Consider the following 24531-nt stretch of genomic DNA (forward strand, 5'->3'; position numbering starts at 1 on the left):
TTAGTAAAATATTAAAAATTGTATTTTGTCAAATGTATGGCGAAATATTTTAAAATCTATTATTTGTAGTAAATAATTCTACTTTTTTAATGTTAAATTATATTATGTTTAGTTGTTTAAGATTTTTTGTTTGAATTTTACTTTTTGATTGGTTTTTTTAATCCGTAATTTGATTGATGTTTTCTATTTCTTCATTAAAATAATATTTAGAAAAAATGAAGTAACTTTACGTTCTCTTTCTTAAAAAAGTTAGAAAATTATATGTATTTAATTTTTGACACAGAAACAACCGGTTTACCAAAAAATTTCAACGCACCGCTTTCAGACTCGGATAACTGGCCAAGAATGGTTCAGATTGCATGGCAATTGCATAATGATGATGGAACGTTGATTGAAAACCAGGATTATATTATAAAGCCAGAGGGCTATGATATTCCCTTTAATGCAGCAAGAATTCATGGAATTACCACTAAAATTGCCAATGAAGAAGGGCGCGATCTGCAAGAAATCTTAGAAGAATTTTCCAAAGTTCTGGAAAGGGTGAGAGTCGTTTCCGGACACAACGTAGAATTTGATTACAATATCGTAGGCGCAGAATTTTACAGAAAAAATTTACAAGATAATCTCCAGGAAAAACCAAGAGCAGATACGATGCTTTTAGGAACTGACTTTTGTAAATTGGGAGGTGGCCGAGGTGGCCGATTTAAGCCCCCGAAATTGGAGGAACTTTATGAAAAGTTGTACGGAAATAAATTTGATGAAGCCCATAATGCAGCAGCCGACGTAAATGCTACAGCTCAGGTTTTCTTTGAAATGATGAGAATCGGGGTTGTTCCCGCAGAAACACTGAAGATTTCTGAAGACCAGTTAAGTTATTTCAAAAGTCTTTATCCTGATCCGATTAAGCCATTCGGAATTGTTATCCGAAGACAGGTTGCAGATTTTCATAATAAGAAAAAGCAACAGGATTTTGGAAGTATCGATGAAATTGATTTAGGAAAGTATTTCAATTTTGATAATCATAGTGTTTTTTCAACGTTAACGGCTACTTCAAGTATTAATGACTTGATAAAGAAAGCTTCTGATGAAAATTTCCCGGCCGTCGGAATGGTGGATCTTGGGAATATGATGGGAGCATTCAAGTTTGTTTCTGCCGTGGAAGGAGCCAATGGTGATCGTGCTAAAAAACATAAAGAATATGTAGCCAAAAAGCAGGAAGCAGAAGAAAACGGGACTGAATTCAATGAAGAAGAACCTGTTTCTGAGCCCTTGATTCCTGTTGTTGGTTGTGAATTTTATATTTCAGAACGTTACGAACAAAAACAGTTTACCAAAGATGATCCGGACAGAAGAACACAAGTAGTACTTTTGGCAAAGGATTTTAACGGATATAAAAATTTAGCAAAACTTTCGAGTATCGGTTTCTTAAAAGGATTCTATTTTGGAGTTCCAAGGATTAGCCGTGAATTGATCTCACAGTATAAAGAAGGAATTATTGCTCTGACATCGGGCATCCTCGGAGATATCCCAGATGCGATCCTGAATACCGGTGAGCAAAAAGGGGAAGAGTTATTCAAATGGTGGAAAGATACCTTTGGAGATGATTTCTATGTGCAGCTTCAAAATCATAAACTGCCCGAAGAAGAACACTTGAATGAGGTTCTTTTGTATCTGGCAGATAAATATAATGTTAAGATTTTAGCGCAGAATCAAACCTTCTATACCAATAAAGATGATGCCAATATCCAGGATATTATAAGTTGTATCAAAGACGGTGAAAAGCAGACAACACCCATCGGAAAAGGCTTTGGAAAAAGAAGGGGACTTGCAACAGGCGAGTATTACATTAAAAATTCTGATGAAATAAAAGAAGCATTTCTGGCTTATCCTGATGCATTTGATGCGTATGAAGAGTTTTTTGCCAAGTTTAAACCTTATACTTTAAAAAGAGATGTTCTTCTTCCGAAGTTCGATATTCCACAAGAATTTATTCATGTAGAGGATGATCTGGATGGTGGGAAAAGAGGGGAGATGGCTTATCTTACGCATCTTACCTACGAAGGAGCGAGAAAAAGATACCTCGATACGGGTATTACAGACGAGATTAAAGAACGTCTGGACTTTGAGCTGGAAGTAATTGCCAATACCGGTTATCCCGGATACTTCCTTATTGTTCAGGATTTCTGTAATGAAGCCCGTAATATGGGAGTATGGGTTGGTCCCGGAAGGGGATCTGCAGCAGGATCTGCAGTTGCTTACTGTATCGGAATTACCAATGTTGACCCTATTAAGTATGATCTCCTTTTTGAGAGATTCCTGAACCCGGAAAGAGTCTCGATGCCCGATATTGATATCGACTTTGATGATGAGGGACGAGACAGGGTAATTAAATGGGTAATTGAAAAATACGGTCAGAACCAGGTTGCGCAGATTATTACCTATTCGGTGCTTGGTGGGAAATCGGCAATTAAAGATGCCGGAAGAGTACTGGATGTTCCGATTCCTGATACGAATAATATTGCCAAGCTGATTCCTTCTACACCGGGGATGAATATTGCGAAAGCGTTGGCGAAATATGATAAATTAAAACCTGAAGAACAGATGCTTGTCGACGAGATGAGGTATGTTCTTCAGAGTCCTGATGATGCCCGACATGGTGTACTTGCCAGTGCCAAGAAAATGGAAGGGTGTATCAGGAATACGGGGATTCACGCCTGTGGAGTAATTATTACTCCGGAAGATGTGAGTAACCTGGTACCGGTCACTATTGCTGCAAAAGATGCTGATATCTTGGTGTCGCAGTTCGATAACTCTGTGGCGGAAAGTGCGGGACTTCTGAAGATGGATTTCCTTGGTCTTAGGACTCTGACAATTATTAAAGATGCTATAAAACTTGTTAAAGCAAGATATGGGCTAGATATTGATCCGGATCTTATTCCATTGGATGATGTCAAAACATACCAGTTGTTTAAGGAAGGAAGAACAGTCGGGATTTTCCAGTATGAAAGTCCCGGAATGCAAAAATATATGAGGGAGCTTAAGCCTACGGTTTTTGCCGACCTTATTGCCATGAACGCATTGTACCGTCCGGGTCCGATCAAATATATCCCGAACTTTATTAATAGAAAGCATGGGATTGAAGAGATTGTTTATGACTTACCGGAAACAGAAGAATATTTAAAGGAAACTTACGGGATTACCGTTTATCAGGAGCAGGTAATGCTTCTGTCTCAGAAACTGGCTAACTTTACGAAGGGGGAAGCCGATACCCTGAGAAAGGCAATGGGTAAAAAGCAGATTGATGTTCTGAATAAAATGTATCCTAAATTCATCGAAGGCGGAAGAAAAAATAACCTCAACGAAGAAAGGCTGGAAAAAATCTGGAACGACTGGAAAGCCTTTGCAGAATATGCCTTCAACAAATCTCACTCTACCTGCTATGCTTTCATTGCTTACCAAACGGCGTATCTGAAGGCTAATTATCCGGCAGAATATATGGCCAGTGTAATGAGTAATAACATTAACAATACGGATTCGATTACCATGTTCATGGAGGATTGTAAAAGTATGGGAGTTGATGTTTTGGGGCCTGATGTTAATGAATCTCAATATAAATTTTCAGTAAATGAAAAAGGACAGATTCGTTTCGGATTAGGAGCTATCAAAGGAATTGGTGAAGGACCAAGTGAGGGAATTACCCGAGAAAGGGAAAACGGAAGGTTTAAAAATATTTACGATTTCTTTGAAAGAATATTGCCTTCTCAAATGAATAAAAGAGTGGCGGAAAGTTTAGTGCTGGCCGGAGCTTTTGACGAGTTAAGCTCTTTCCACAGAGGTCAGTATTTTGATATTGATTTAGCTGGAAAAACAAATCTTGAAAGACTGATCAGATACGGTCAGAGTTTTCAGGAAAGTAAAAACGAGATGGAGCATTCGTTATTTGCAGATTTTGCTGAAGAAGTTCAGATTGAGCAGCCGAAGCTGGCACCTTGCCCTGAATGGCCTAATATGCATAAATTGAATAAGGAAAAAGAAATCATCGGTTTCTATCTTTCTGCCCATCCGCTGGATGAATTTAAATATCACTTCCAGTTTATGCAGGGACAGCTTTCCAAAAAGGCGGTTCTTGAAAAAGGAGAGGAAGAAAAAACAACAGATACAGTTCCTGTTTTAGAAGAAGATTCACAAGAGGAAACGGTTGATCTTGTTGAAATTGTTTCTGACGAATTGGCTACCGGAGAAGAAGAGGTGGTGGAAGAGGTGACCAAGAAAGCAGAGCCAAAAGGTAATTTCTTATTCCTGAATCTGGATGAGGTGGATGCTTATAAAGAACAGGCGTTTGCTAACAAACAGGAAGAATTATTTGAAGAGAAGAAAAAAGACTGGAAAACAATTCAAAAAGAAAGAGAGAACGGCGGTGGCGGAAAAGAGTACACTGTTGCAGGCTTGATCACGGAATACAGAGTTCAGGATGGCTTCAGAAGTGGTGAAAAGGTTGCTTTTGTTACCCTGGAAGATTATTCCGGTTCATACTCTTTCAGGTTGGGAGATCGTGATTATATGAGATTAAAAGAAAAGCTCGAAGTTCAGAGGTTTGTTATTTTTAAAATAAAATTTGCTCAGGTGAAGGACGGTAGAGTTTTCGTTAATGTAAATGATGTGATAGAACTGCAGGAAGCTTTTGAGAGATTTGCTAAAAGTATTTCTTTGGTGATGGATGTGATGGATGTTAGACCTGAAGATCTGGACTTTTTCAGAACCGTACTCGACAGAAATAAAGGGAATCAGAAGCTTAAATTCTTCATTAAAAATATAGAAGATGATTCCCAGATTGAAGTTCAGTCGATGAAGCATTCCGTGGATTTGAATGGAGATCTTATTAAAGAAATTCAACTTCTCAATAAATATGAATTTTATTTGAATTAGTAAAAATTAACATATTAAAAACTGAAAAAGTGGCTTTTTGCCACTTTTTTTATTGGTATAAAATTATATTGATGAAATTTTTTCAAAAATTATTTTATGTTAAATAGGGATTGGGATTTAATGAAATTAAATTTAATGATTTGTAATGATTTGATAATCAGTTATTTACTTTTAATCAAAAATTAATGATAAAATGTTAAAATTAAATAATTGTTTAATTTTAGTTAAAAATAATAACATTTCATTGCTTAATAGTTATTGTTTTAAAGTTTATTATGATTTTCGATTGAATATTTGATTACATTTACTCCCTAATTTTTTATTTTACTATTGTATGAAAAAACTTTTACTATCGTGCATGGCACTCCTGAGTATGGGAGCCTATGCACAAACAAATGTCGCCAATTATTCTTTTGCCAAAAGTACGGGGCAAACTTACGTACCGATTACGGGAGGAACAAAACTTTTTCCTTCTGGGGCGAATACTACTTATGATAATGATGTTTCAGCAGCAATTACACTGTCCTCACCGTTTAACTTCGGTGGCGTTGCCATGACAACATGTTATGTAAGTGCCAACGGATTTATAACCTTTGGAGCAGCACCGGTAGGAACAAACTATACTCCGCTATCAAGCTTGGGGTCAACGACGGGCGCAATTTCTGCTTTTGGACAGGATGGAGGTTTTTATTCGGCAGATACAACACAGCCTCCCGGTAACCATGAGGTTAGATATGAGGATTTAGGAACCGAATTTGTTGTACAATGGCAGGATCATGCCAACTACAGCAACAGATCTAGTGAAAGACTGAATTTTCAGATCCGTTTAGTGTATGCTACGGGTGAAATAAAGGTGATATATGGAAACTGTACGGATCCCGGAACCAGTACTACGAATAGTACACCACAGGTAGGGATTAGAGGAAATAGTACTACTTTTGCCAGCAACGTAAGCGCTCTGATGATTGGTAATGTACCATCCGGAACGACATGTGATTGGTCTAAAGCAGTAACCGGGAACGCCAGCACCAGTGCAATGATTTTTTCAAGCACAACAAACGCAAATGTTAAAATCCCAACGGGGTTACAATATTCCTGGACTCCGGGGACTTTGTTGCCGGTAAGGACTTTTGCCGCTACAACCGGAATAACAAATAATGGTGCTACTGTAAACTGGACTGCCCCAACAGGTGCTACGGCTTACAATGTTCAGTACAGAGCTTTAGGAAGCTGCGATTGGACTGATCTTGCTGGTAATCCGGTTTCAGCTGCCACGGCTTCAATTTCCGGATTAACTCAAAATACAACCTATCAGGTTCAGGTTCAAGCTTTAAATGGTTCTGCTCAGTCCATGTATTCTCATATTCCCAATGCAGCAGGAAGCGGTAATGGATATGCAACTGCTGGGTCTTTTACCACAGCTCTTAATTGTGCCAGTACTGTAACAGGCCTTTCATCGTCTGCATTAACTCCGGAAACAGCAACGATTAGCTGGACAGCTTCTACATCAGCTCCGGGTAATGGTTATGAATACTATTACGCAACATCTTCAACGGCTCCAAGTGCGGCTGCTACACCTTCAGGCTCTGTAGGAGCCGGTGTAACGACTGCCAATGTATCAGGTTTAACTCCTGCTACTCAGTATTATTATTGGGTACGAGCAAATTGTAACGGAGTAGATAAAGGGGTATGGTCCAGTTCTGCAAACTTTACAACATTGGGACTTTGTCCTACCGTTACTGCACCTGCATCTAATGCAAGCGGATTAAGCACTACCCCTACAATAACCTGGAACGCAATAAACGGTGTCAGTGGTTATAAATTAAAAATAGGAACCACTTCAGGAGGAAATGATGTTCTTGATACGGACATTGCCGGTGGTACCAATAATACGTATACTTTAACAACACCTTTAAATAATTCAAGTACATATTACTATTCTGTAACAGGATATACTGCTGCCAATGCAGGGCCTGCTACTGCCTGTACGGTGAGATCATTCCAGACCGTGTGTACTGCAACCAACTTACCTTATACATTAGATTTTGAAAATGTTACTACACCGGCTTTACCAATGTGTACAGCAGTGATCAACAGTGGTTCAGGAAATCTTTGGAAAACAGCTACTGCTCCAACCGGTTTTACAGGTAAAGCCCTTAATTATTCATACAATAGTTCTAATGCGGCCAATACTTGGTTCTTTACCCAAGGTCTTAACCTTACCGCAGGAGTTAGCTACAGAATTAAATATAAATATGCCAATTCATCAGGAACAACATATATTGAAAAATTAAAAGTGGCTTATGGGTCTTCTGCAACAAGTGCAGGGATGACAAATACATTAGCTGATCATTCAAATATTGCAACCGGTGGAGTAGCTACAGGTACCTATACAGACTTTACACCAACGGCAACAGGAGTTTATTATTTTGGATTCCAGGCTTATTCTGCGGCTAATATGAATCAAATCTATGTTGATGATATTAATATAGATGTCACTCCTACATGTTTTGAACCTTCAGCTCTTTCTGTTTCTGCTATTACCACTACAGGAGCTAATGCTTCGTGGACTGCGCCTACAGCTACACCAGGAATTGGATACGAATACTATTATTCTACTACCAATACAGCGCCTACAGCTTCAACAACGGCATCCGGAAATAGTGCCACTACTTCGGCTCCTTTATCTGGGTTATCACCTGCTACCACTTATTATCTGTGGGTAAGATCAGTATGTAGTGCTACTGATAAGAGTATCTGGTCTACTTCTGTAAGCTTTACAACAGCTTGCGTAGCCGTACAGACATTGAGTGAAAACTTTGATACTACAGCTGTTGATGGGCTTCCTGGATGCTGGACAAGTATTGGTTCTATGACTTCTTATGCAAAAGTATCTGCTTACTCAGGAGGAGTATCGAGTGCACCAAATGCACTGTATCTTTACACAAGTACTACTAATGTAGGAATGGTAGCGACTCCGGAACTTCTTAATTTGGATTCTAATAATTATACACTTAATTTCAAAGGAAAAGCCAACTTTACAATAGGTGGAGTTGTTCAGATCGGATATTTGACAGATCCTGCAAATACTTCTTCTTTTGTCGTATTAGGAACTTACACATCAACAAGTACCAGTACTATGGATAGTTATTCATTGAATATTACAGGAGTTCCTGCAGGAGTTAATAAGCTTGTGCTGAAACATACAGGATCACCTGCAAATAGTGTTTACCTTGATGATTTTGTTTATCAGTTTGGTAACCTGTCAACTTCTGAAGTTAAAACAGCTAAAAACGAAGTTAAGGTATATCCTAACCCATTCTCAGATACATTAAACATTTCTGATATTTCTAAAGTAAAATCTGTCTCTATTATTGACGTGGCGGGAAGAGTTGTGAAAACAATCGAAACACCTTCTTCAGTTCTTCAATTAAGAGATTTAAAAGAAGGAATGTATTTAGTAGTATTGAATATGAAAGACGGAACTACACAAACCGTAAAAGCAATTAAGAAATAAATTCTTAGTAAAATAGCTTAAGAGACTTCCTTACCCGGGAAGTCTCTTTTTTTATTGTGTTAATTTAAAAAATTCAATGTAATTGGGTTTTTGAGATAATAAATTCAATTTATATATTATTGTTTGTTTATTAAATTTTATTTTTCAATGTATTTAATTTATTTTTTTAATATTTTTATTATTGAATTTTACTAGATTTGATTGATTAATATTATTATATGAAAAAGATTTTACTGATTAATTTTTTAATGGCTGGTATTTTTTCTTTTGCGCAAAATTATTGCACACCAGCATTCGCCAGTGGCTGTAGCGGCGGGGATGAAATTGATTCCTTTGTAATTCCTTCAGCCGGATTCAGTCATCAAAACACAAGCTGTTCTTCAGGATCGTACGGAGATTATACTTCTATGATTATTAATCTGAATGCAGGTGTAAGCTATGACTTTATGATTACTCATGGCTATAGCAGCCAGAATGTACGTATCTGGATTGATTACAACAATGACGGAACTTTTGACGACGCGGATCCAGAACTTGTGGCTTCAGGAAGTAGTGATGGTGCCACTGGGCAGAACATTACTTCAGCTACTATAACTATTCCTGCTACGGTTAATCCCGGAACGTACAGAATGAGAGTGGGGGATCGGTTTTTAGAACAGCCCATTCCTTGTAATACAGATGGGTTTGGTGAGGCACATGATTACACCGTAGTGATCGGGGCCGTTCCTACTTGCTTTGCTCCAACGGCTTTAACTGTTTCTGCAATTACCTCAAACTCTGCTCAGGTCGCATGGACAGCTCCTTCATCTGCTCCGGGCAGCGGATACGAATACTATTATTCTTCATCAGGTACATTTCCTACTGCAAATACTCCTGCTTCAGGAACAAGCAGTACACTGACAGCGAACCTGTCATCACTGGCCGCAGGTACAGTTTATCATGTTTGGGCACGATCGGTTTGTAGTACAACCGATAGAAGTTCATGGTCGCAGATGGCAACATTTGCTACAGCTTGTACTAGTGTGAATCTGCCTTATGTTCAGGATTTTGAAAATTCGATTGTGCCGGCAGTACCACTTTGTACCGAAGTTGTTAATGAAGGTTCTGGTAATGAATGGGAAACTGAGGACTATAATGACTATGGCTTTACAGGTAAAACACTTCGTTATTCATACAGTTATTCAGATCCGGCCAATACTTGGTTTTTTACTCCAGGTTTAAATCTTACCGCAGGAGTTAGCTATAGAATTAAATATAAATATGCAAATTCTCCAGGTACAACCGTTTATCCAGAAAAATTAAAAGTAGCTTATGGTTCTTCAGCAACAGGTGCGGGTATGACCAACGCGTTAGCAGACCATCCGGATATTACTACGAGTACAGCAACAAATACTTTTGTAGATTTTACGCCTACGACTACCGGTGTTTATTATGTCGGATTTAATGCTTACTCTGATGCCAATATGAATAGCCTGTATGTTGATGATATTAAAATTGATGTCACACCTACATGTAGTGAGCCTGGTGCATTAACTATTTCAAATATTACAGTGGCAGGCGCTACAGTTTCCTGGACAGCAGCGAATCCTGTTCCAGCCAATGGGTATGATGTTTATTACAGCACTACTAACACGGCTCCGGGTGCAACAAGCGTTCCTAATGCAACAGGAGTTATGGCTACCACTTATAATATACCATCTTTATCTGCTTTTACTCCTTACTATGTATGGGTAAGATCAGCGTGCAGTGCATCTGATAAAAGTTCATGGAGTGATTATGCTACATTTACTACTTTATGTTCTAGTTCAGGTCTTCCTTATACGTTGGATTTTGAAAATGTTACCACTCCGAATCTCCCGGGCTGTACTACTAATGTAAATGCAGGGTCAGGAAATAATTGGGAAACAGATTCTGCACCTACAGATATTCAGGGGTTCTCTACCAATGTTCTGAAATATAGCTATAGTTTCTCTAATCCGGCAGATGCCTGGTTCTTTACTCAGGGAGTGAGCTTAACGGCAGGAGTACAGTATACCATTAGCTATAAATATGGAAATAACTCGACAGACTATATTGAAAAGCTAAAGGTTGCTTTTGGAACTTCCGCAGATGCATCGGCAATGACGAATCCGGTGGCAGACTATCCATCAATTGATGATAATACTGCCCATACAGAATCTTTAACATTTACTGTTCCTGCAACAGGAGTGTATTATTTTGGATTTAATGCATATTCAGATGCTAATCAGTACAGGCTTTACCTTGATGATATCAGTATTACCAATTCAAATCTGGCGACATCAGAAGTTGGTCAGAAGAATAATGAGATCAAAGTATATCCTAATCCATTTACAGATGTACTGAATATTTCTGATGTAAAAAACATCAAGAGTATTTCGGTAACGGATGTTTCGGGAAGATTGTTAAAAACCATTACAAATCCTGGTTCTACAATACATTTAAATGATTTACAACAAGGAATGTATATGGTAACTTTAGAGATGAAAGATGGGAAAAGACAGACGGTTAAAGCAATTAAAAAATAATTGATTATTTACAGAAAATACAAAGACGGGTCATTTGATCCGTCTTTTTTTGTACGTAAAAAAGCTGAGCAAAATTTCGCTCAGCTTTATATGGTATCCTTTCTACATATCACTTATCATTCATTATCCATTGCTTATTTTTATCATTTGTTAGGTACCGGCTGTATTTCCCCTTTATTCATAAGGTCGAAAACAGTAGGGAAGAACATTGCAAGAATGAAATAAACGATAATCATTAGCACGACTAATGCAAAAAGAATGACGACTAAACTATTTGGTTTGTTTTTCTTTTCTGGTTCCATGATTTTGTGGTATTTGGTGAATAAATTTAATTGATATCAAATATTAAGCTAATTTCTTGCCACACTGCTTGCAATACCGTGCATCATCATCAATATCTTCATTTCCACAACGCTCGCAGATCTTTTCCAGGTTCTGTCTTTTATTTCTCATCTCTGCTGTTACAATTCCGGTAGGAACTGCAATAATAGAATAACCGGCCAACATCAGGACAACTGCAAAAAGCTTTCCCAATGGCGTGATAGGAGATACATCGCCATATCCAACGGTAGTTACGGTTACTACGGCCCAATAAATAGATTGCGGAATGGTTTCAAATCCTTGTCTTCCACCTTCCACCATAAACATCAGTGAACCTACAATGACAGAAAAGATGATCAGAAATAAAAGGAAGATATATATTTTTCTGGAACTGTTTTTTAACGCCCTTACGATGAGGTAACCATCGTTCATGAAATCCATTAAGTTGAAAATCCTGAAGATTCTCAACATTCTCAGCATTCTGAAGATCAGAAAGTATTTCGTAATCGGAAAAAAGAAGCTCAGAAAGAACGGTGCCAATGCAAGAAAATCTATTATCCCCAGAAAACTAAAAATATAACCCTTCTTATTCTTTACTACAGCAATCCTCATAGAATATTCAAGAGTGAAAAAGATAGATATGATCCACTCCAGAACCAGGAAGATATAATGAAATCTTTTATCGAGCTGAGGTACACTTTCCATCATGATAATGGCGGTACTTGCAACAATCAGTGATAATAATAGGATGTCGAAGAGTTTTCCGAGTCTGGTATCGGAACGATAGATGATTCGGTAAAGAAATCTTTTCCAGAGGGCATCTTCAGGAACAAGATTGTGCTCTCTTTCCATGTTTAATGTTTTTTCTAAATTAACAAATTATCGTTATTTTCGTAGCAAACATACAGAATAAAATGACAATAAGAAAAGTAATTGCAGAAATAGATAAGCTTATTCCGTTACAACAGGCAGAAGATTTTGATAATGTAGGATTGTTGTGCGGGGTTCCGGATCGTAATGTATCGGGAATTCTCGTTTGTCATGATGCCCTGGAAAATGTAGTAGATGAGGCGATTGAAAGAAATTGTAACCTGATCGTATGTTTCCATCCCATTATTTTTTCAGGATTAAAATCTTTAACAGGGAAAAACTATGTCGAAAGAGCCGTTTTAAAGGCCATCGAAAATAAAATTGCCATCTATGCCATCCACACTGCATTTGATAACGATTTCTTTGGGGTAAACCACGGAATATGCAGTCAACTGGGATTAAAGAATATGAAGATTCTTCAGCCTAAAGAAAATAATTTAAAGCAACTGACGGTTTTTGTACCAAAAGATTATTCTGAAAAAGTGAAAGAAGCCTTATTTTCTGCAGGAGCTGGAAATATTGGATTTTATGACGAATGTAGTTTCAAGATTAATGGAAACGGAACGTTTAGACCTGTAGAAGGATCAAATCCTTTTTCCGGACAGCAGAATATTCGTGAAAATGCCGACGAAGACATGATTTCTGTAATTTTTGAAAGCTATAAACAAGGACAAATCGTTGGGGCAATGAAAGCAGCTCATCCTTATGAAGAAGTGGCACATCAGATCTATAGCCTTGATAATAAGAATCAGCATGTAGGATTGGGTATGTATGGTGATCTGGAAGAAGAAATGGATGAAAAGGATTTCCTGAAGTTTGTAAAAGAAAAATTCAATCTTGAAGTGATCAAACATTCTTCTTTTGACAGTAAAAAAATTAAAAGAGTAGGGGTTCTGGGAGGTTCCGGAGCCAGTGGAATCAGATCCGCAATTTCCAAAAAATGTGACGCTTACCTGACCGGAGATATTAAATATCATGATTATTTTTTAGCAGAGTCTAAAATGATGATCTGTGATATAGGACATTATGAATCAGAACAATTTGTAAGTCAACAATTATTTGAAATTTTATCACAAAAATTTAGTACATTTGCAATTTCAAAATCTATTGAAAAAACAAACCCAGTAAATTATTTCATTTAAATATGGCAAAAACCAACGATATTTCAGTTGAAGAAAAATTAAGAGCTTTATACGATTTACAGATCATTGATTCAAGATTGGATGAAATCCGAAATACCAGAGGAGAGTTGCCAATTGAAGTTGAAGATCTTGAAATCGAGATTGAAGGTCTTGAAAAAAGAGCTGAAAAATTTCATGCAGATATCAAAGATCAGGATGATCAGATCAAAACAAAGCATGAAGTTATTAACCATGCGAAAACTTTAATTGAGAAATACAAATCTCAACAGGATAATGTAAGAAACAACAAAGAGTTTGAAGCATTAGGAAAAGAAATGGAATTCCAGGATTTGGAAATTCAACTTGCTGAAAAAAGAATTAAAGAATTCGGAGTTAAAATTGCTCACAAAAATGAAACTTTAAGCGAATTGAATGCAAAGATTGATGATTTAAAAAATCACTTGAAATTCAAGAAAGAAGAATTAGAAGGTCTTGTCTCTGAAACTCAAAAAGAAGAAGAATATCTTTTAGAGCAATCTAAAGAGTTCGCTGGTAAAATTGACGAGAGATTATTAGCTTCTTACAACAGAATCAGAACAAGCTCTATCAATGGTTTAGCAGTAGTAGGATTAGAAAGAGGAGCTCCAAAAGGATCTTTCTTTACGATTCCACCTCAAAAGCAAATGGAAATTGCTCAGAGAAAGAAAATCATTATCGATGAGCACTCAGGGAAAATCCTTGTTGACGATGAGTTGGTAATGGAAGAAAACGAAAGAATGAAATCTGTAATTAAATTCTAATTATTGATTTTTACAATACAAAGCTGTTTCAGAAATGAGACAGCTTTTTTGTTTTGTTGAATGCTGAAACACGAATAACACAAATTCACATCAATAGGAATAGGCTAAAGCCCATTCAATGATTAATATGCCCAATAACCCAATTTAAACTCATAAAAAAACCGCTCCAAAAGAAGCGGTTAGTATTTTTATTCATGATGCTCATACATCTTATTGTAAAGATCCATAAATTTCTCTTTTACAGCCTTTCTTTTCAGCTTTAAAGTAGGAGTAAGAAGTCCGGCTTCAATGCTCCATACCTCAGGAGTGAGCTCTATTCTTTTAATTTTTTCCCAGTTTCCAAGATGCTCATTGATTCCGTCAATTTCCTTTTCAATTCTTTGCTTCAGCTCGGGGCTTTTTGCAATTTCCTCAGGTGTGGAACCGATATTCAAATTGTTTCTCATCGCCCAGCTTTTGGCAAAGTCAAAATCAGGTTGTACCAATGCGCAAGGCATTTTTTCACCATCACCTACTACCATAATCTGTTCGATAAATTTTGAAGCTTTTGCTAAATTTTCAATCGTTTGTGGGGCAATATATTTACCACCGGAAGTTTTGAACATTTCCTTCTTACGGTCGGTGATTTGTAAAAAGCCGTCCGTGTCGATGTGTCCGATATCTCCGGTTTTGAAGAATCCGTCTTCTGTAAATGCATCCTTAGTCATTTCCTCATTCTGGAAATAGCCTTTGAAGACAGAGGGTCCTTTTACCGTAATTTCACCATCTTCCTGGATTTTTACCTTTAAATTATCCAATGGTACTCCTACAGTTCCTACCTTCATTTTTTCAAAACTGTTTACAGAAATTACGGGAGATGTTTCCGTTAATCCATATCCTTCCAAAATCGGAATTCCGGCGTTTTGAAAGATTAAATTAAGCCTTGTAGATAAAGCTGCTGATCCTGAGACAAGGGTGATGATTTCACCTCCCAGACCTTCTCTCCACTTGGAAAATACCAATTTGTCGGCGATAATTTCCTGAATTCCGGATGGTCTTGAAATGCCTTTTTTCTTGGATATTAAGTTTAATGCCCAGAAGAATATTTTTGATTTCAATCCGCCGGCAGAAGAACCTGTATTGTAGATTTTATCGTATACTTTTTCTACCAGCCTTGGGACTACAGTCATATAATGAGGCTTTACCTCTTTCACATTTTCACCCATTTTTTCGATGCTTTCGGCAAAATAGATGGAAAAACCATTGTACTGATAAAGGTAAAATAGCATTCTTTCAAAGATGTGGCAGATGGGAAGAAAGCTCAATGCTCTGCTGTCCTTATAATCTAAACTTTTTTTCTTTGGAATTCTAGGGATAGAACCCAATACATTAGAAACGATATTATTATGGGTCAACATAACCCCTTTTGGTCTACCTGTGGTTCCCGAAGTATAAATGATAGTAGCCAGATCTTCAGTATTGATAGCATTAGACAAATCATCTACTTCAATTTGCGTGGATTCATCCTTGCCCAGATCCAGAATTTCACTCCAATTGGCAGCTCCGCTTATATTATCGAAAGTAAAAATACCCTGCAGGCTGGGAATATTATGTTTTACCTTCATTACCTTATTAAGCAAATCTTTATCAGATACAAAGCAATACTGTATTTCTGCATTGTTGAAAATAAATTCATAATCTTCCGGAGAAATACTTGGGTAAACCGGTACTGAAACAACTCCGATCTGAGAAAGCCCAAAATCCATTATGGCCCATTCTGTACGGGAGTTGGTGGTTATCAAAGCGATCTTATCACCCGGTTTTATACCTAGCTTTAGTAATCCTCGGGATATTTTATTTCCCTCATTTATAAACTCCTGCGTAGAAGTTTTTTTCCATTCCCCATGATATTTGGTTACGAACATGTCCGTTTTAGGATATTTTTCTAAAGCGTAATGCGGAATATCGAATAATCTCTTGATCGTCATGATTTTTTATGTAATTTATAAAGAAATCTAAATATAAGCATTTTTTTTAATTGCAAAAACTTGAATTTAATAATTGAAAATTAGTTAAATGCCTACCATAATACTTTTTATCAAAAAGAGTGCCTGAAGCTTTTAGAAGGAAGTTGTGATAGTTAAAATTTTCAATCAGAAAATGTCTATAAAAGTGGAGTTTTATGGAATTTTGTTTTTACATTTTGTATTGGCGCAGCCTCTTATCACCCGAATTCACAGGAGCTTCCAATTTGCTTTCTTCAGGCGTTTTTCCAAGTTTTAATTTATTTTTCATATTTGCTTAAAAAGTGTAAATTTACGGCTATCTAATTATTTTTTTTATGGACTTTAATTTATCAGAAGAACAGCTGATGATTCAGCAGGCGGCAAGAGATTTTGCACAAAATGAACTATTACCTGGAGTTATTGAAAGAGACCGCGACCAGAAATTCCCTACAGAGCAGGTGAAGAAAATGGGCGAAATGGGCCTTTTGGGAATGATGGTTGATCCAAAATACGGAGGTGCAGGTATGGACAGCGTTTCTTACGTGCTGGCAATGGAGGAGATTGCAAAAATAGATGCTTCTGCAGCTGTTGTAATGTCTGTAAACAATTCATTGGTTTGTGCCGGTCTTGAAAAATTTGCTTCCGAAGAACAAAAAGTAAAATATCTTACTCCTCTGGCAAGCGGACAGGTAATCGGAGCTTTTGCTTTATCTGAGCCGGAAGCCGGTTCTGATGCTACTTCTCAGAAGACAACAGCTGAAGACAAAGGAGATTACTACCTTTTAAACGGGATTAAAAACTGGATCACAAACGGTGGAACAGCTTCTTATTATATCGTAATCGCTCAGACGGATCCTGAGAAAAAACATAAAGGAATCAATGCATTCATCGTAGAAAGAGGATGGGAAGGTTTTGAAGTTGGAGTAAAAGAAGACAAATTGGGAATCAGAGGAAGTGATACGCATTCTTTGATCTTTAACAATGTAAAAGTTCCTAAAGAAAACAGAATCGGTGAAGACGGTTTTGGTTTCAATTTTGCAATGGCTGTATTGAATGGTGGTAGAATCGGTATCGCTTCTCAGGCTTTAGGTATTGCTTCAGGAGCTTACGAATTGGCTTTGAAATATGCTAAAACAAGAAAAGCATTCAAAACTGAAATTATCAACCATCAGGCGATTGCTTTCAAATTAGCTGATATGGCAACTCAGATCACTGCAGCAAGAATGTTATGTTTCAAAGCAGCATGTGAAAAAGATGCAGGAAAAGATATCTCTGAAAGCGGAGCAATGGCAAAATTATACGCTTCTCAGGTAGCAATGGATACTACTATTGAAGCAGTACAGGTTCATGGTGGATATGGATATGTGAAAGAATACCACGTAGAAAGATTAATGAGAGATGCAAAAATCACTCAGATCTACGAAGGAACTTCTGAAATCCAGAAAATCGTGATCTCAAGAAGTATCGCAAAATAAAAATATTATAAACACACTACTATGAAAAAATCTTTGTGGATCACCCTTGGTGTCGTACTGCTATTGTTAGGAGTATTTGTATGGTATAAATATTTCTTCGTTTTTGGAGAAGGAGTGAAGTCAGGCTATCTGAATTATGCCATGAAGAAAGGTTATGTCTTCAAAACGTATGAAGGTAAACTGATTCAGGAAGGTTTCGGAAAAGGAAAAGCAGGAGGTATTACAAGCTATGAGTTTGAATTTTCTGTAGATGACCCTGAAGTTTTCAAGCAATTGGAAACCAACAGTGGTAAGACCTTCGATCTTCATTACAAAGAATACAACGGCGCTCTTCCCTGGAGAGGAAACACAAAGTTTGTCGTAGATAAAATTGTGAATATGAAATAACAAAAAGGCTTTCAATGAAAATTGGAAGCCTTTTCTATTAAGATAGGTATTGATGTAATTAGATTATATTCCTTTTACATTTCAATATTTACCTGTTTATATCAATAGGAGTGGGCTTTAGCCCACTCGATCAATATAAAATTAAAATTCATCTGGCTTTAGCCAAAACTTACAAGAAAACACAAATAACACGATGATCTTTATCTGTTATGTTACATTATTTGTTTTACCAACTCGTTTTGTCATCCTGTAAGGATCTCAACCACGCCCATCAAAAAACTTTTGCATAATATTTTTTAAATTTCGATGATTTAAAAAATATAAACAAAAAATCCACCTTATGCAGATGGACTTTAAGTGTTAAATCTGATCTGAACCCTTATCAGAAACGTTTTTACTTTTCTTTTTATAAAAATAGTAACCGATACCACCAATCAGGAATAAAGGCCATAGCGGTAGAATAAATAGAAAGATGGATGTAATCACCTCCCAGCCGGATGAAACTGCGGCAAAGGATTTTTCCCCGAAAGTAGTAGGTTGTTTTTCAATATCTGCTTTATCAGTAAGGCTTACTGAAATACTACAAATGGTATTATCGGTATAATTATTTCCGGAAACCTGAATGTTTTTACTTTCAATGTCTCCAATATTATCGCTGAGGGCATTCATCAGATAATCAAAATTTTGGATCGGAACTTTGATGTCAATACTATATACCTTTTGATCTTCGCGTCTGCGATCGGCTGACTCAATGTAAGAAAGATCTTCACTTTTGATGTAACCATTGTTTTTAATGGCTTCTTCTTTGATGATTTCCTTTACTGTTTCTGCATTATCGGCTTTGATGGAGATTTGCCCGGATTTTACCATTCTGTCTTTTGACCTATTCAATTCATAGCTGTCATTTTTAGGCTTTTCTTTATAAACAACTTTGGTTTCTTTGATAACCTTGGGAGCAGGTACATTGACAATGATTTTTTCAGCTTTTTTTGTTGAATCCTTTTTTTCCACTTTTGATTCCAGCTTAGTAGAAGCGATTTTATCAGTTAGGGAATCAACGATTTTTGACGTGTTTTGTATTTTCTCCCGGATATCGTTTTTAGTATTTTCAAAATCTTTTACTTTAATATTGGCTGAGTCAAGGGCTTTATCAACTGTTGCACCAGCATTATCAATAGCATCTGTTGCAATAGTGGCTGTACTGTCTATAGTGTGTAGAGCTTCTTCAGCTTTAGATTGTGAAACGCCACCCTTTTTACACATGATAAAAGTGCTTGATACAGCAACCAGTAATATGAACTTTTTCATAACATTAATTTTTTTGATGAAGTAAAATTAGGCATGAAGACTTCTAAGCATTTGTAAATAGGATGTATTCTGCTGGTAAATTATAATTGATTTTAAATCAGTTGTTTATAATCATTTTACAAGAATTTTACAAAAAAATAAAGGCAAATACGCTTTTTAATATATATGAAAAAATAAACCATTCCTTTTTGAGAATTTTGAAAAAGTAAAATTTACTTATTCAATAGGAAATGAAAATAAAATTAGTACTTCTTACAGTTTTTGTTACTTTATCGGAAATGATTACTGCACAACAAAATCTTTGGAGTAGAGCATCTCAAAAAGATTTGAAAAATATAAGAGAAAAATCAATACGTCTTTCTCATTATGAATTAGCTAATTTAAACGATGATGGGCTTAGAAAACAATTGCTAAATACTCCGGAACGAAGTGAAAAAAAATCAGTAAAAGGATCTTTTATCAAATTTCCTGATGGAAAAGGGAAAATTGATACCTATGAAGTTTTTGAAGCATCTACCATGCATCCCGATCTGCAAAAAAGATTTCCTGACATAAGATCATATGTTGGGAGCCAGGTTAATGATCCAGCAACTAAAATTAGCTTTACTTATGATCCGTACTTTGGATTAAATGCAACAATACAAAGTACAACGGGCATAAGGTATATTGATTCTTATTCTTATGATAATAAAATCTATGTTTTGTATGAAAGAAAAGAGGCTGAGTCTCAAGAGAAATTTAAATGCTCATTTAAAGACAACCATGATCAGCCGTTATCGAATCAAATAAATGGTAATACTGTTGGGAAAACAATAAATGATGGGTTGTTACGAAAATACAGACTTGCAATAACTTCTACTGCGAGGTACACATCATATATAGCACAGCAGGCAGGTGTAGGATCAGGAACGGATACTCAGAAAAAAGCAGCAGTATTATCCGCAGTAAATACAGCTGTTAACAGAATTAATCAAGTGTATGAAAAAGAACTTTCTGTAACACTACAACTCATTGCCAATACAGATCAATTATTCTTTATAGGAACTGATACATTTGTTGCTGGTGACGATGATCAAATGACTAATCAGAATGTTATAGTTACTAATAATATAATTGGATTGAACAACTATGATATTGGACATGTTTTTACTCAGTGGACCGAAAATCAAGGCTTAGCAAGCACGCCGTCAGTCTGTACTAATGATAAAGCTTCAGGCGTTACAGGTTCTGTTAATCCGGTAGGAGACCCTTTTGTAATAGATTATGTGAGTCATGAAATAGGACATCAGTTTGGTGGCAATCATTCATTTAATAATGTGTATCGTAGTAATCCTGAATCTGCTATGGAGCCTGGAAGCGGAAGTACAATTATGGGATATGCGGGAATCAACCCTCCTGATGTACAATCTCATTCTGATCCTTATTTTCATGCGATCAGTATTAAGGAAATTAATACATGGATCACAAGCGGTGGAAATTGTGGAGTAAACACAACAACTAATAATCATGCCCCAACAGCAAATGCGGGCCTTGATAAGACAATTCCTGTAAATACTCCATTTGTACTCACAGGAATCGGTACAGATGCAGATAATGATGCAATTACCTATAACTGGGAACAAATGGATAAGGAGCAGAGATCTATGCCACCTAAACCAATAAGCTCAGAAGGTCCTATGTTTAGATCTATATTGGCTACAAGTGACCCTTCCAGATATTTTCCGAGGTTATCTACGATCGTACAAGGATATGATCCCAATGTTATCGATGTTACTGATTTCAGAACCTGGGAAAAGCTGCCATCTGTTGAGAGAATATTAAACTTCTCATTACTTGTGAGGGATAATAACCCGGTGGGTGGACAAACAGGTCGGGATGACATTAAGTTAACGGTGTCAGATGAGGCAGGCCCATTTGTTGTGACTTCTCAAAATACTGCAGGAACAGTTTGGAATATAGGAGAATCTAAAACAATTACATGGAATGTAGCCGGTACCAATCTTTCTCCAGTAAATACTGCCAATGTCAGAATTTTACTTTCTACAGATGGAGGACTTACTTTTCCTCATGTCTTAGTGGCAAGCACACCCAATAATGGGACCTACACATTTAATGTTCCGGGTAATTTGGGAGCTACTTCAAATGCAAGAATCATGATCAAAGCAATTGATAATATCTTTTTAAATGTAAATAAAACCAATTTTATTATTAATTCTACTTTAGGAACCAGTGAAGTTGAAAAAGTAAAAACCGGAATAAAGATTTATCCTAATCCTTCCAAAGGAATCTTTACCATTGAAACAGAATCCGGAAAGGGCTTTTCATACACTATTTTTGCGATAGACGGAAAACTGGTTACTGCTAAAAAAGAAGTTACAAGTGGTAAGACTCATGAAGAAGTAAATGTATCACATCTCCCGACGGGTACTTACATTATTCAGTTAGATAAAGAAGGACAAAAGATCTCTAGAAAACTGCTTATTAAAAAATAAAAACACAAGTACTTACTATAAGAAACCCGTTCAATATCATATTGAACGGGTTATTTTTATGAGAAACGAGATTAATGATCTCGGAATTCACTGATAAAATGTAATTTCACATTCGGGAATTTCTCCTGCGTCATGTGAATGGTAAATGATGAATCTGCCAAGAATACAAGTTGATTATACTTATCTCTTGCCAGGAATCTTTGTTTCAATCTGGCAAATTCTTTAAATTCTTCAGATTTTTCATCCGCTTCCACCCAACATGCTTTGTGCATGGATAGAGGCTCATATGTACACTTAGCGCCATATTCATGCTCTAAACGATATTGAATAACCTCGTACTGAAGTGCTCCTACAGTTCCGATGATCTTTCTGTTATTCATTTCCAGAGTAAATAGCTGTGCAACCCCTTCATCCATTAACTGATCAATACCTTTAGCCAATTGTTTAGCTTTTAACGGATCATTATTATTAATATAACGGAAGTGCTCAGGAGAGAAGCTTGGAATTCCTTTGAAGCTTAATTTCTCACCACCGGTTAAAGTATCGCCGATTCTGAAACTTCCTGTATCATGAAGACCCACAATATCACCAGGGAAACTTTCTTCTACAACTTCTTTTTTATCAGCGAAGAAAGCATTTGGAGAAGAGAACTTCATTTTTTTGCCTTCTCTTACCAATAAATAGTTTTCATTTCTTTTAAATGTTCCTGAAACAATCTTCACGAATGCAAGTCTGTCTCTGTGCTTAGGATCCATATTCGCATGGATCTTGAAAACAAATCCTGTGAAAGTGCTTTCTTCAGGCTTTACCATACGAAGATCACTTTCCTTAGGCTGAGGCATCGGTGCAATTTCAATGAAAGCATCCAATAATTCGCGAACTCCAAAGTTATTTAACGCTGAACCGAAGAATACCGGTTGAAGGTCTCCATTCATATAATCCTCACGGTTGAATTCAGGGTAAACAGATTGGATCAGATCAAGTTCTTCTCTTAAAGTTTTTGCTGCTTTTTCACCGATCACTTCGTCAATAGAAGAATCATTAATATCATCAAACTTAATAGAATCTCCAACTTTCTGCTTTTTCTCTTCTAAGAATAGCTGAATATTATTTTCCCAGATATTATAAATTCCCTGGAAGTCACTTCCCATACCAATTGGCAAAGAAAGCGGACAAACTCTTAAACCTAATTTTTGCTCCACTTCATCCAATAGATCAAAAGCATCCTTCCCTTCACGGTCTAGTTTGTTGATAAAAACAAGCATCGGAATGTTTCTCATTCTACAAACCTTAACCAGTTTTTCAGTTTGCTCCTCAACCCCTTTTGCAACGTCGATAACAACGATTACAGAATCTACGGCAGTTAATGTTCTATAAGTATCTTCAGCAAAGTCTTTGTGACCGGGAGTATCGAGAATATTGATTTTATGATCTTTATATTCAAAAGCCAATACGGAAGTCGCTACCGAGATCCCTCTCTGTCTCTCAATTTCCATAAAGTCGGAAGTAGCTCCTTTTTTAATTTTGTTGGATTTTACCGCACCCGCTTCCTGAATAGCTCCTCCGAAAAGAAGTAGTTTTTCCGTAAGAGTGGTTTTTCCGGCATCCGGGTGGGAAATGATCCCGAAGGTCTTTCTTTTTTGTATTTCTTTGATTAAGTCTGACATATCGTATTTTGAAGTTGCAAAAATCGGGATTTTTTACGAGGTTTTCAAATAAATTATAATAATGTTAATGGCATAATCCAGGTTTAGGGTTGAGATCGATGAAAGAAAGTTCAGGAACTATAAGTTTTATCGCTTATCTTTAAGTCTCCCGGCTTAAATCTTATCTCCTGATTCCGGATTCTCCAATTTCCTTCTCCATTTTAGTTGCCTGTGGCATTCAAAAAAATTATCTTTGTTTTCGATAAACTTTTACAGAAAAAAGAATGGAAAATAGCAAATATCCAAAATTTACCTTCACATGGTGGGGTGCTGTTACGTTGGTGGTGGGTTTGTTTATAGGAACAATGGCTGTTTCTTTATTCAGTCTCTTTTGGAAAGTGGCTTTCAGAGAAAATCTGGAGCTTAAAGACTGGTTTTTTATGGTAGCAAATTCTGTAGGATTTCTAGCTGCAATTGCTTTCTTTGACTTTTTCATTGTAAGACGAACTACCGGAAAGAAACTTAATTTTAACTTATCATCCGTTAATTTTTATACCTATCTTTTGATTTTTCCTATGATGGCAGGCATGATGCTGATCTCAGAATTTGTAGCATCATTAATTCCCACTTCAGGACCCTTTTTCGGTGAATTTTATGAGTATTTTACCCGACTTATGAATCAACTTACCGATGATCCCGTAATTATGATCGTGATGACTTCGGTTTTGGCTCCTGTTTTTGAGGAAGTTATTTTCAGAGGGATTATTCAGAAAGGATTGATCAATAAAGGAATAAAGCCATGGAAGGCTATTTTATATGCCTCCATTATTTTTGGAGTAGTACACGGAAATCCATGGCAGTTTATCAGTGCCGTAATGCTGGGCTGTGTGCTGGGATTGGTTTATCATAAAACAAAATCTTTATTGATGCCGATACTGTTACACGCTTTTAATAACCTGGCCTTATCCTTATTGGTGCTTTACGGTAAAGATGAAAGCTTTGCAAAAGTTTTAAATGTTTCAGAATGGTTGATATTAGCTGCAGGGGTTGTACTTTTCTCTTTATTCTACTATCTTTTTATGAAAAAGTATAAAGTACATTATGCAGAAATTTAATCAACAGGCTAAAAAGTAAAAT

Annotated in this window: 13 protein-coding genes; 9 read left to right on the plus strand and 4 right to left on the minus strand. The window is 36.6% G+C overall.

Annotated features, from left to right (window positions below):
• The first annotated feature begins 261 nt into the window (after positions 1–261).
• From dnaE to EG342_RS13550, 3 genes are all read left to right on the plus strand, one after another.
• Positions 262–4926, plus strand: coding sequence for a DNA polymerase III subunit alpha (gene dnaE, locus EG342_RS13540; RefSeq protein WP_103294136.1), 4665 nt, complete (start codon positions 262–264; stop codon positions 4924–4926).
• Positions 4927–5260: 334 nt separating this feature from the next.
• Complete coding sequence (locus EG342_RS13545; protein ID WP_103293063.1) at positions 5261–8443, plus strand: fibronectin type III domain-containing protein; 3183 nt, start codon at positions 5261–5263, stop codon at positions 8441–8443.
• A gap of 218 nt (positions 8444–8661) precedes the next feature.
• A complete protein-coding gene (locus EG342_RS13550) occupies positions 8662–10989 on the plus strand; it encodes a GEVED domain-containing protein (protein WP_103293062.1) in 2328 nt (775 codons plus the stop codon).
• Positions 10990–11334: 345 nt separating this feature from the next.
• On the opposite strand, the gene EG342_RS13555 is transcribed toward EG342_RS13550, so the two are convergent.
• Entirely contained in the window at positions 11335–12162 is an 828-nt protein-coding gene (locus EG342_RS13555) for an ion transporter (protein ID WP_103293061.1), read from the minus strand.
• Between the two features lie 62 nt (positions 12163–12224).
• Here EG342_RS13555 and EG342_RS13560 point away from each other — a divergent pair, with 62 nt between their 5' ends.
• Both EG342_RS13560 and EG342_RS13565 read left to right on the plus strand, forming a co-directional pair.
• Positions 12225–13322: a Nif3-like dinuclear metal center hexameric protein gene (locus EG342_RS13560; protein WP_103293060.1), complete on the plus strand. Its 1098-nt coding sequence runs from the start codon at positions 12225–12227 to the stop codon at positions 13320–13322.
• 2 nt (positions 13323–13324) lie between these two features.
• Positions 13325–14101 (plus strand): zinc ribbon domain-containing protein, encoded by a 777-nt coding sequence (locus EG342_RS13565; protein WP_103293059.1) that lies wholly within the window; start codon positions 13325–13327, stop codon positions 14099–14101.
• A 188-nt stretch (positions 14102–14289) separates the two neighbouring features.
• On the opposite strand, the gene EG342_RS13570 is transcribed toward EG342_RS13565, so the two are convergent.
• The gene (locus tag EG342_RS13570) at positions 14290–16068 is read right to left on the minus strand and encodes an AMP-dependent synthetase/ligase (protein WP_103293058.1); all 1779 of its coding nucleotides are present in this window, start codon (positions 16066–16068) and stop codon (positions 14290–14292) included.
• A gap of 353 nt (positions 16069–16421) precedes the next feature.
• Here EG342_RS13570 and EG342_RS13575 point away from each other — a divergent pair, with 353 nt between their 5' ends.
• The gene (locus EG342_RS13575; protein ID WP_103293057.1) at positions 16422–17561 is read left to right on the plus strand and encodes an acyl-CoA dehydrogenase; all 1140 of its coding nucleotides are present in this window, start codon (positions 16422–16424) and stop codon (positions 17559–17561) included.
• A 21-nt stretch (positions 17562–17582) separates the two neighbouring features.
• Positions 17583–17948, plus strand: coding sequence for a hypothetical protein (locus EG342_RS13580; RefSeq protein ID WP_103293056.1), 366 nt, complete (start codon positions 17583–17585; stop codon positions 17946–17948).
• 360 nt (positions 17949–18308) lie between these two features.
• On the opposite strand, the gene EG342_RS13585 is transcribed toward EG342_RS13580, so the two are convergent.
• Positions 18309–19256 (minus strand): DUF4349 domain-containing protein, encoded by a 948-nt coding sequence (locus EG342_RS13585; RefSeq protein ID WP_103293055.1) that lies wholly within the window; start codon positions 19254–19256, stop codon positions 18309–18311.
• Positions 19257–19486: 230 nt separating this feature from the next.
• On the opposite strand from EG342_RS13585, the gene EG342_RS13590 reads away from it, so the two are divergent.
• Complete coding sequence (locus EG342_RS13590; RefSeq protein WP_103293054.1) at positions 19487–21748, plus strand: reprolysin-like metallopeptidase; 2262 nt, start codon at positions 19487–19489, stop codon at positions 21746–21748.
• Positions 21749–21819: 71 nt separating this feature from the next.
• Here EG342_RS13590 and EG342_RS13595 read toward each other — a convergent pair whose 3' ends face one another.
• Positions 21820–23415 carry a peptide chain release factor 3 gene (locus EG342_RS13595; RefSeq protein ID WP_103293053.1) on the minus strand — a complete coding sequence of 532 codons (1596 nt, stop codon included), beginning with the start codon at positions 23413–23415 and terminating at the stop codon, positions 21820–21822.
• 263 nt (positions 23416–23678) lie between these two features.
• On the opposite strand from EG342_RS13595, the gene EG342_RS13600 reads away from it, so the two are divergent.
• Positions 23679–24509, plus strand: a complete 831-nt coding sequence (locus EG342_RS13600) for a CPBP family intramembrane glutamic endopeptidase (RefSeq protein WP_103293052.1) — start codon at positions 23679–23681, stop codon at positions 24507–24509.
• Positions 24510–24531 lie beyond the last annotated feature (22 nt).

The sequence above is a fragment of the Chryseobacterium lactis genome (genome assembly GCF_003815875.1).
Lineage (GTDB): Bacteria > Bacteroidota > Bacteroidia > Flavobacteriales > Weeksellaceae > Chryseobacterium > Chryseobacterium lactis.

Coding starts and splice junctions, on each gene's coding strand:
- dnaE (WP_103294136.1), top strand. CDS start 262: ATGTATTTAATTTTTGACACAGAAACAACCGGTTTACCAAAAAATTTC.
- EG342_RS13545 (WP_103293063.1), top strand. CDS start 5,261: ATGAAAAAACTTTTACTATCGTGCATGGCACTCCTGAGTATGGGAGCC.
- EG342_RS13550 (WP_103293062.1), top strand. CDS start 8,662: ATGAAAAAGATTTTACTGATTAATTTTTTAATGGCTGGTATTTTTTCT.
- EG342_RS13555 (WP_103293061.1), bottom strand. CDS start 12,162: ATGGAAAGAGAGCACAATCTTGTTCCTGAAGATGCCCTCTGGAAAAGA.
- EG342_RS13560 (WP_103293060.1), top strand. CDS start 12,225: ATGACAATAAGAAAAGTAATTGCAGAAATAGATAAGCTTATTCCGTTA.
- EG342_RS13565 (WP_103293059.1), top strand. CDS start 13,325: ATGGCAAAAACCAACGATATTTCAGTTGAAGAAAAATTAAGAGCTTTA.
- EG342_RS13570 (WP_103293058.1), bottom strand. CDS start 16,068: ATGACGATCAAGAGATTATTCGATATTCCGCATTACGCTTTAGAAAAA.
- EG342_RS13575 (WP_103293057.1), top strand. CDS start 16,422: ATGGACTTTAATTTATCAGAAGAACAGCTGATGATTCAGCAGGCGGCA.
- EG342_RS13580 (WP_103293056.1), top strand. CDS start 17,583: ATGAAAAAATCTTTGTGGATCACCCTTGGTGTCGTACTGCTATTGTTA.
- EG342_RS13585 (WP_103293055.1), bottom strand. CDS start 19,256: ATGAAAAAGTTCATATTACTGGTTGCTGTATCAAGCACTTTTATCATG.
- EG342_RS13590 (WP_103293054.1), top strand. CDS start 19,487: ATGAAAATAAAATTAGTACTTCTTACAGTTTTTGTTACTTTATCGGAA.
- EG342_RS13595 (WP_103293053.1), bottom strand. CDS start 23,415: ATGTCAGACTTAATCAAAGAAATACAAAAAAGAAAGACCTTCGGGATC.
- EG342_RS13600 (WP_103293052.1), top strand. CDS start 23,679: ATGGAAAATAGCAAATATCCAAAATTTACCTTCACATGGTGGGGTGCT.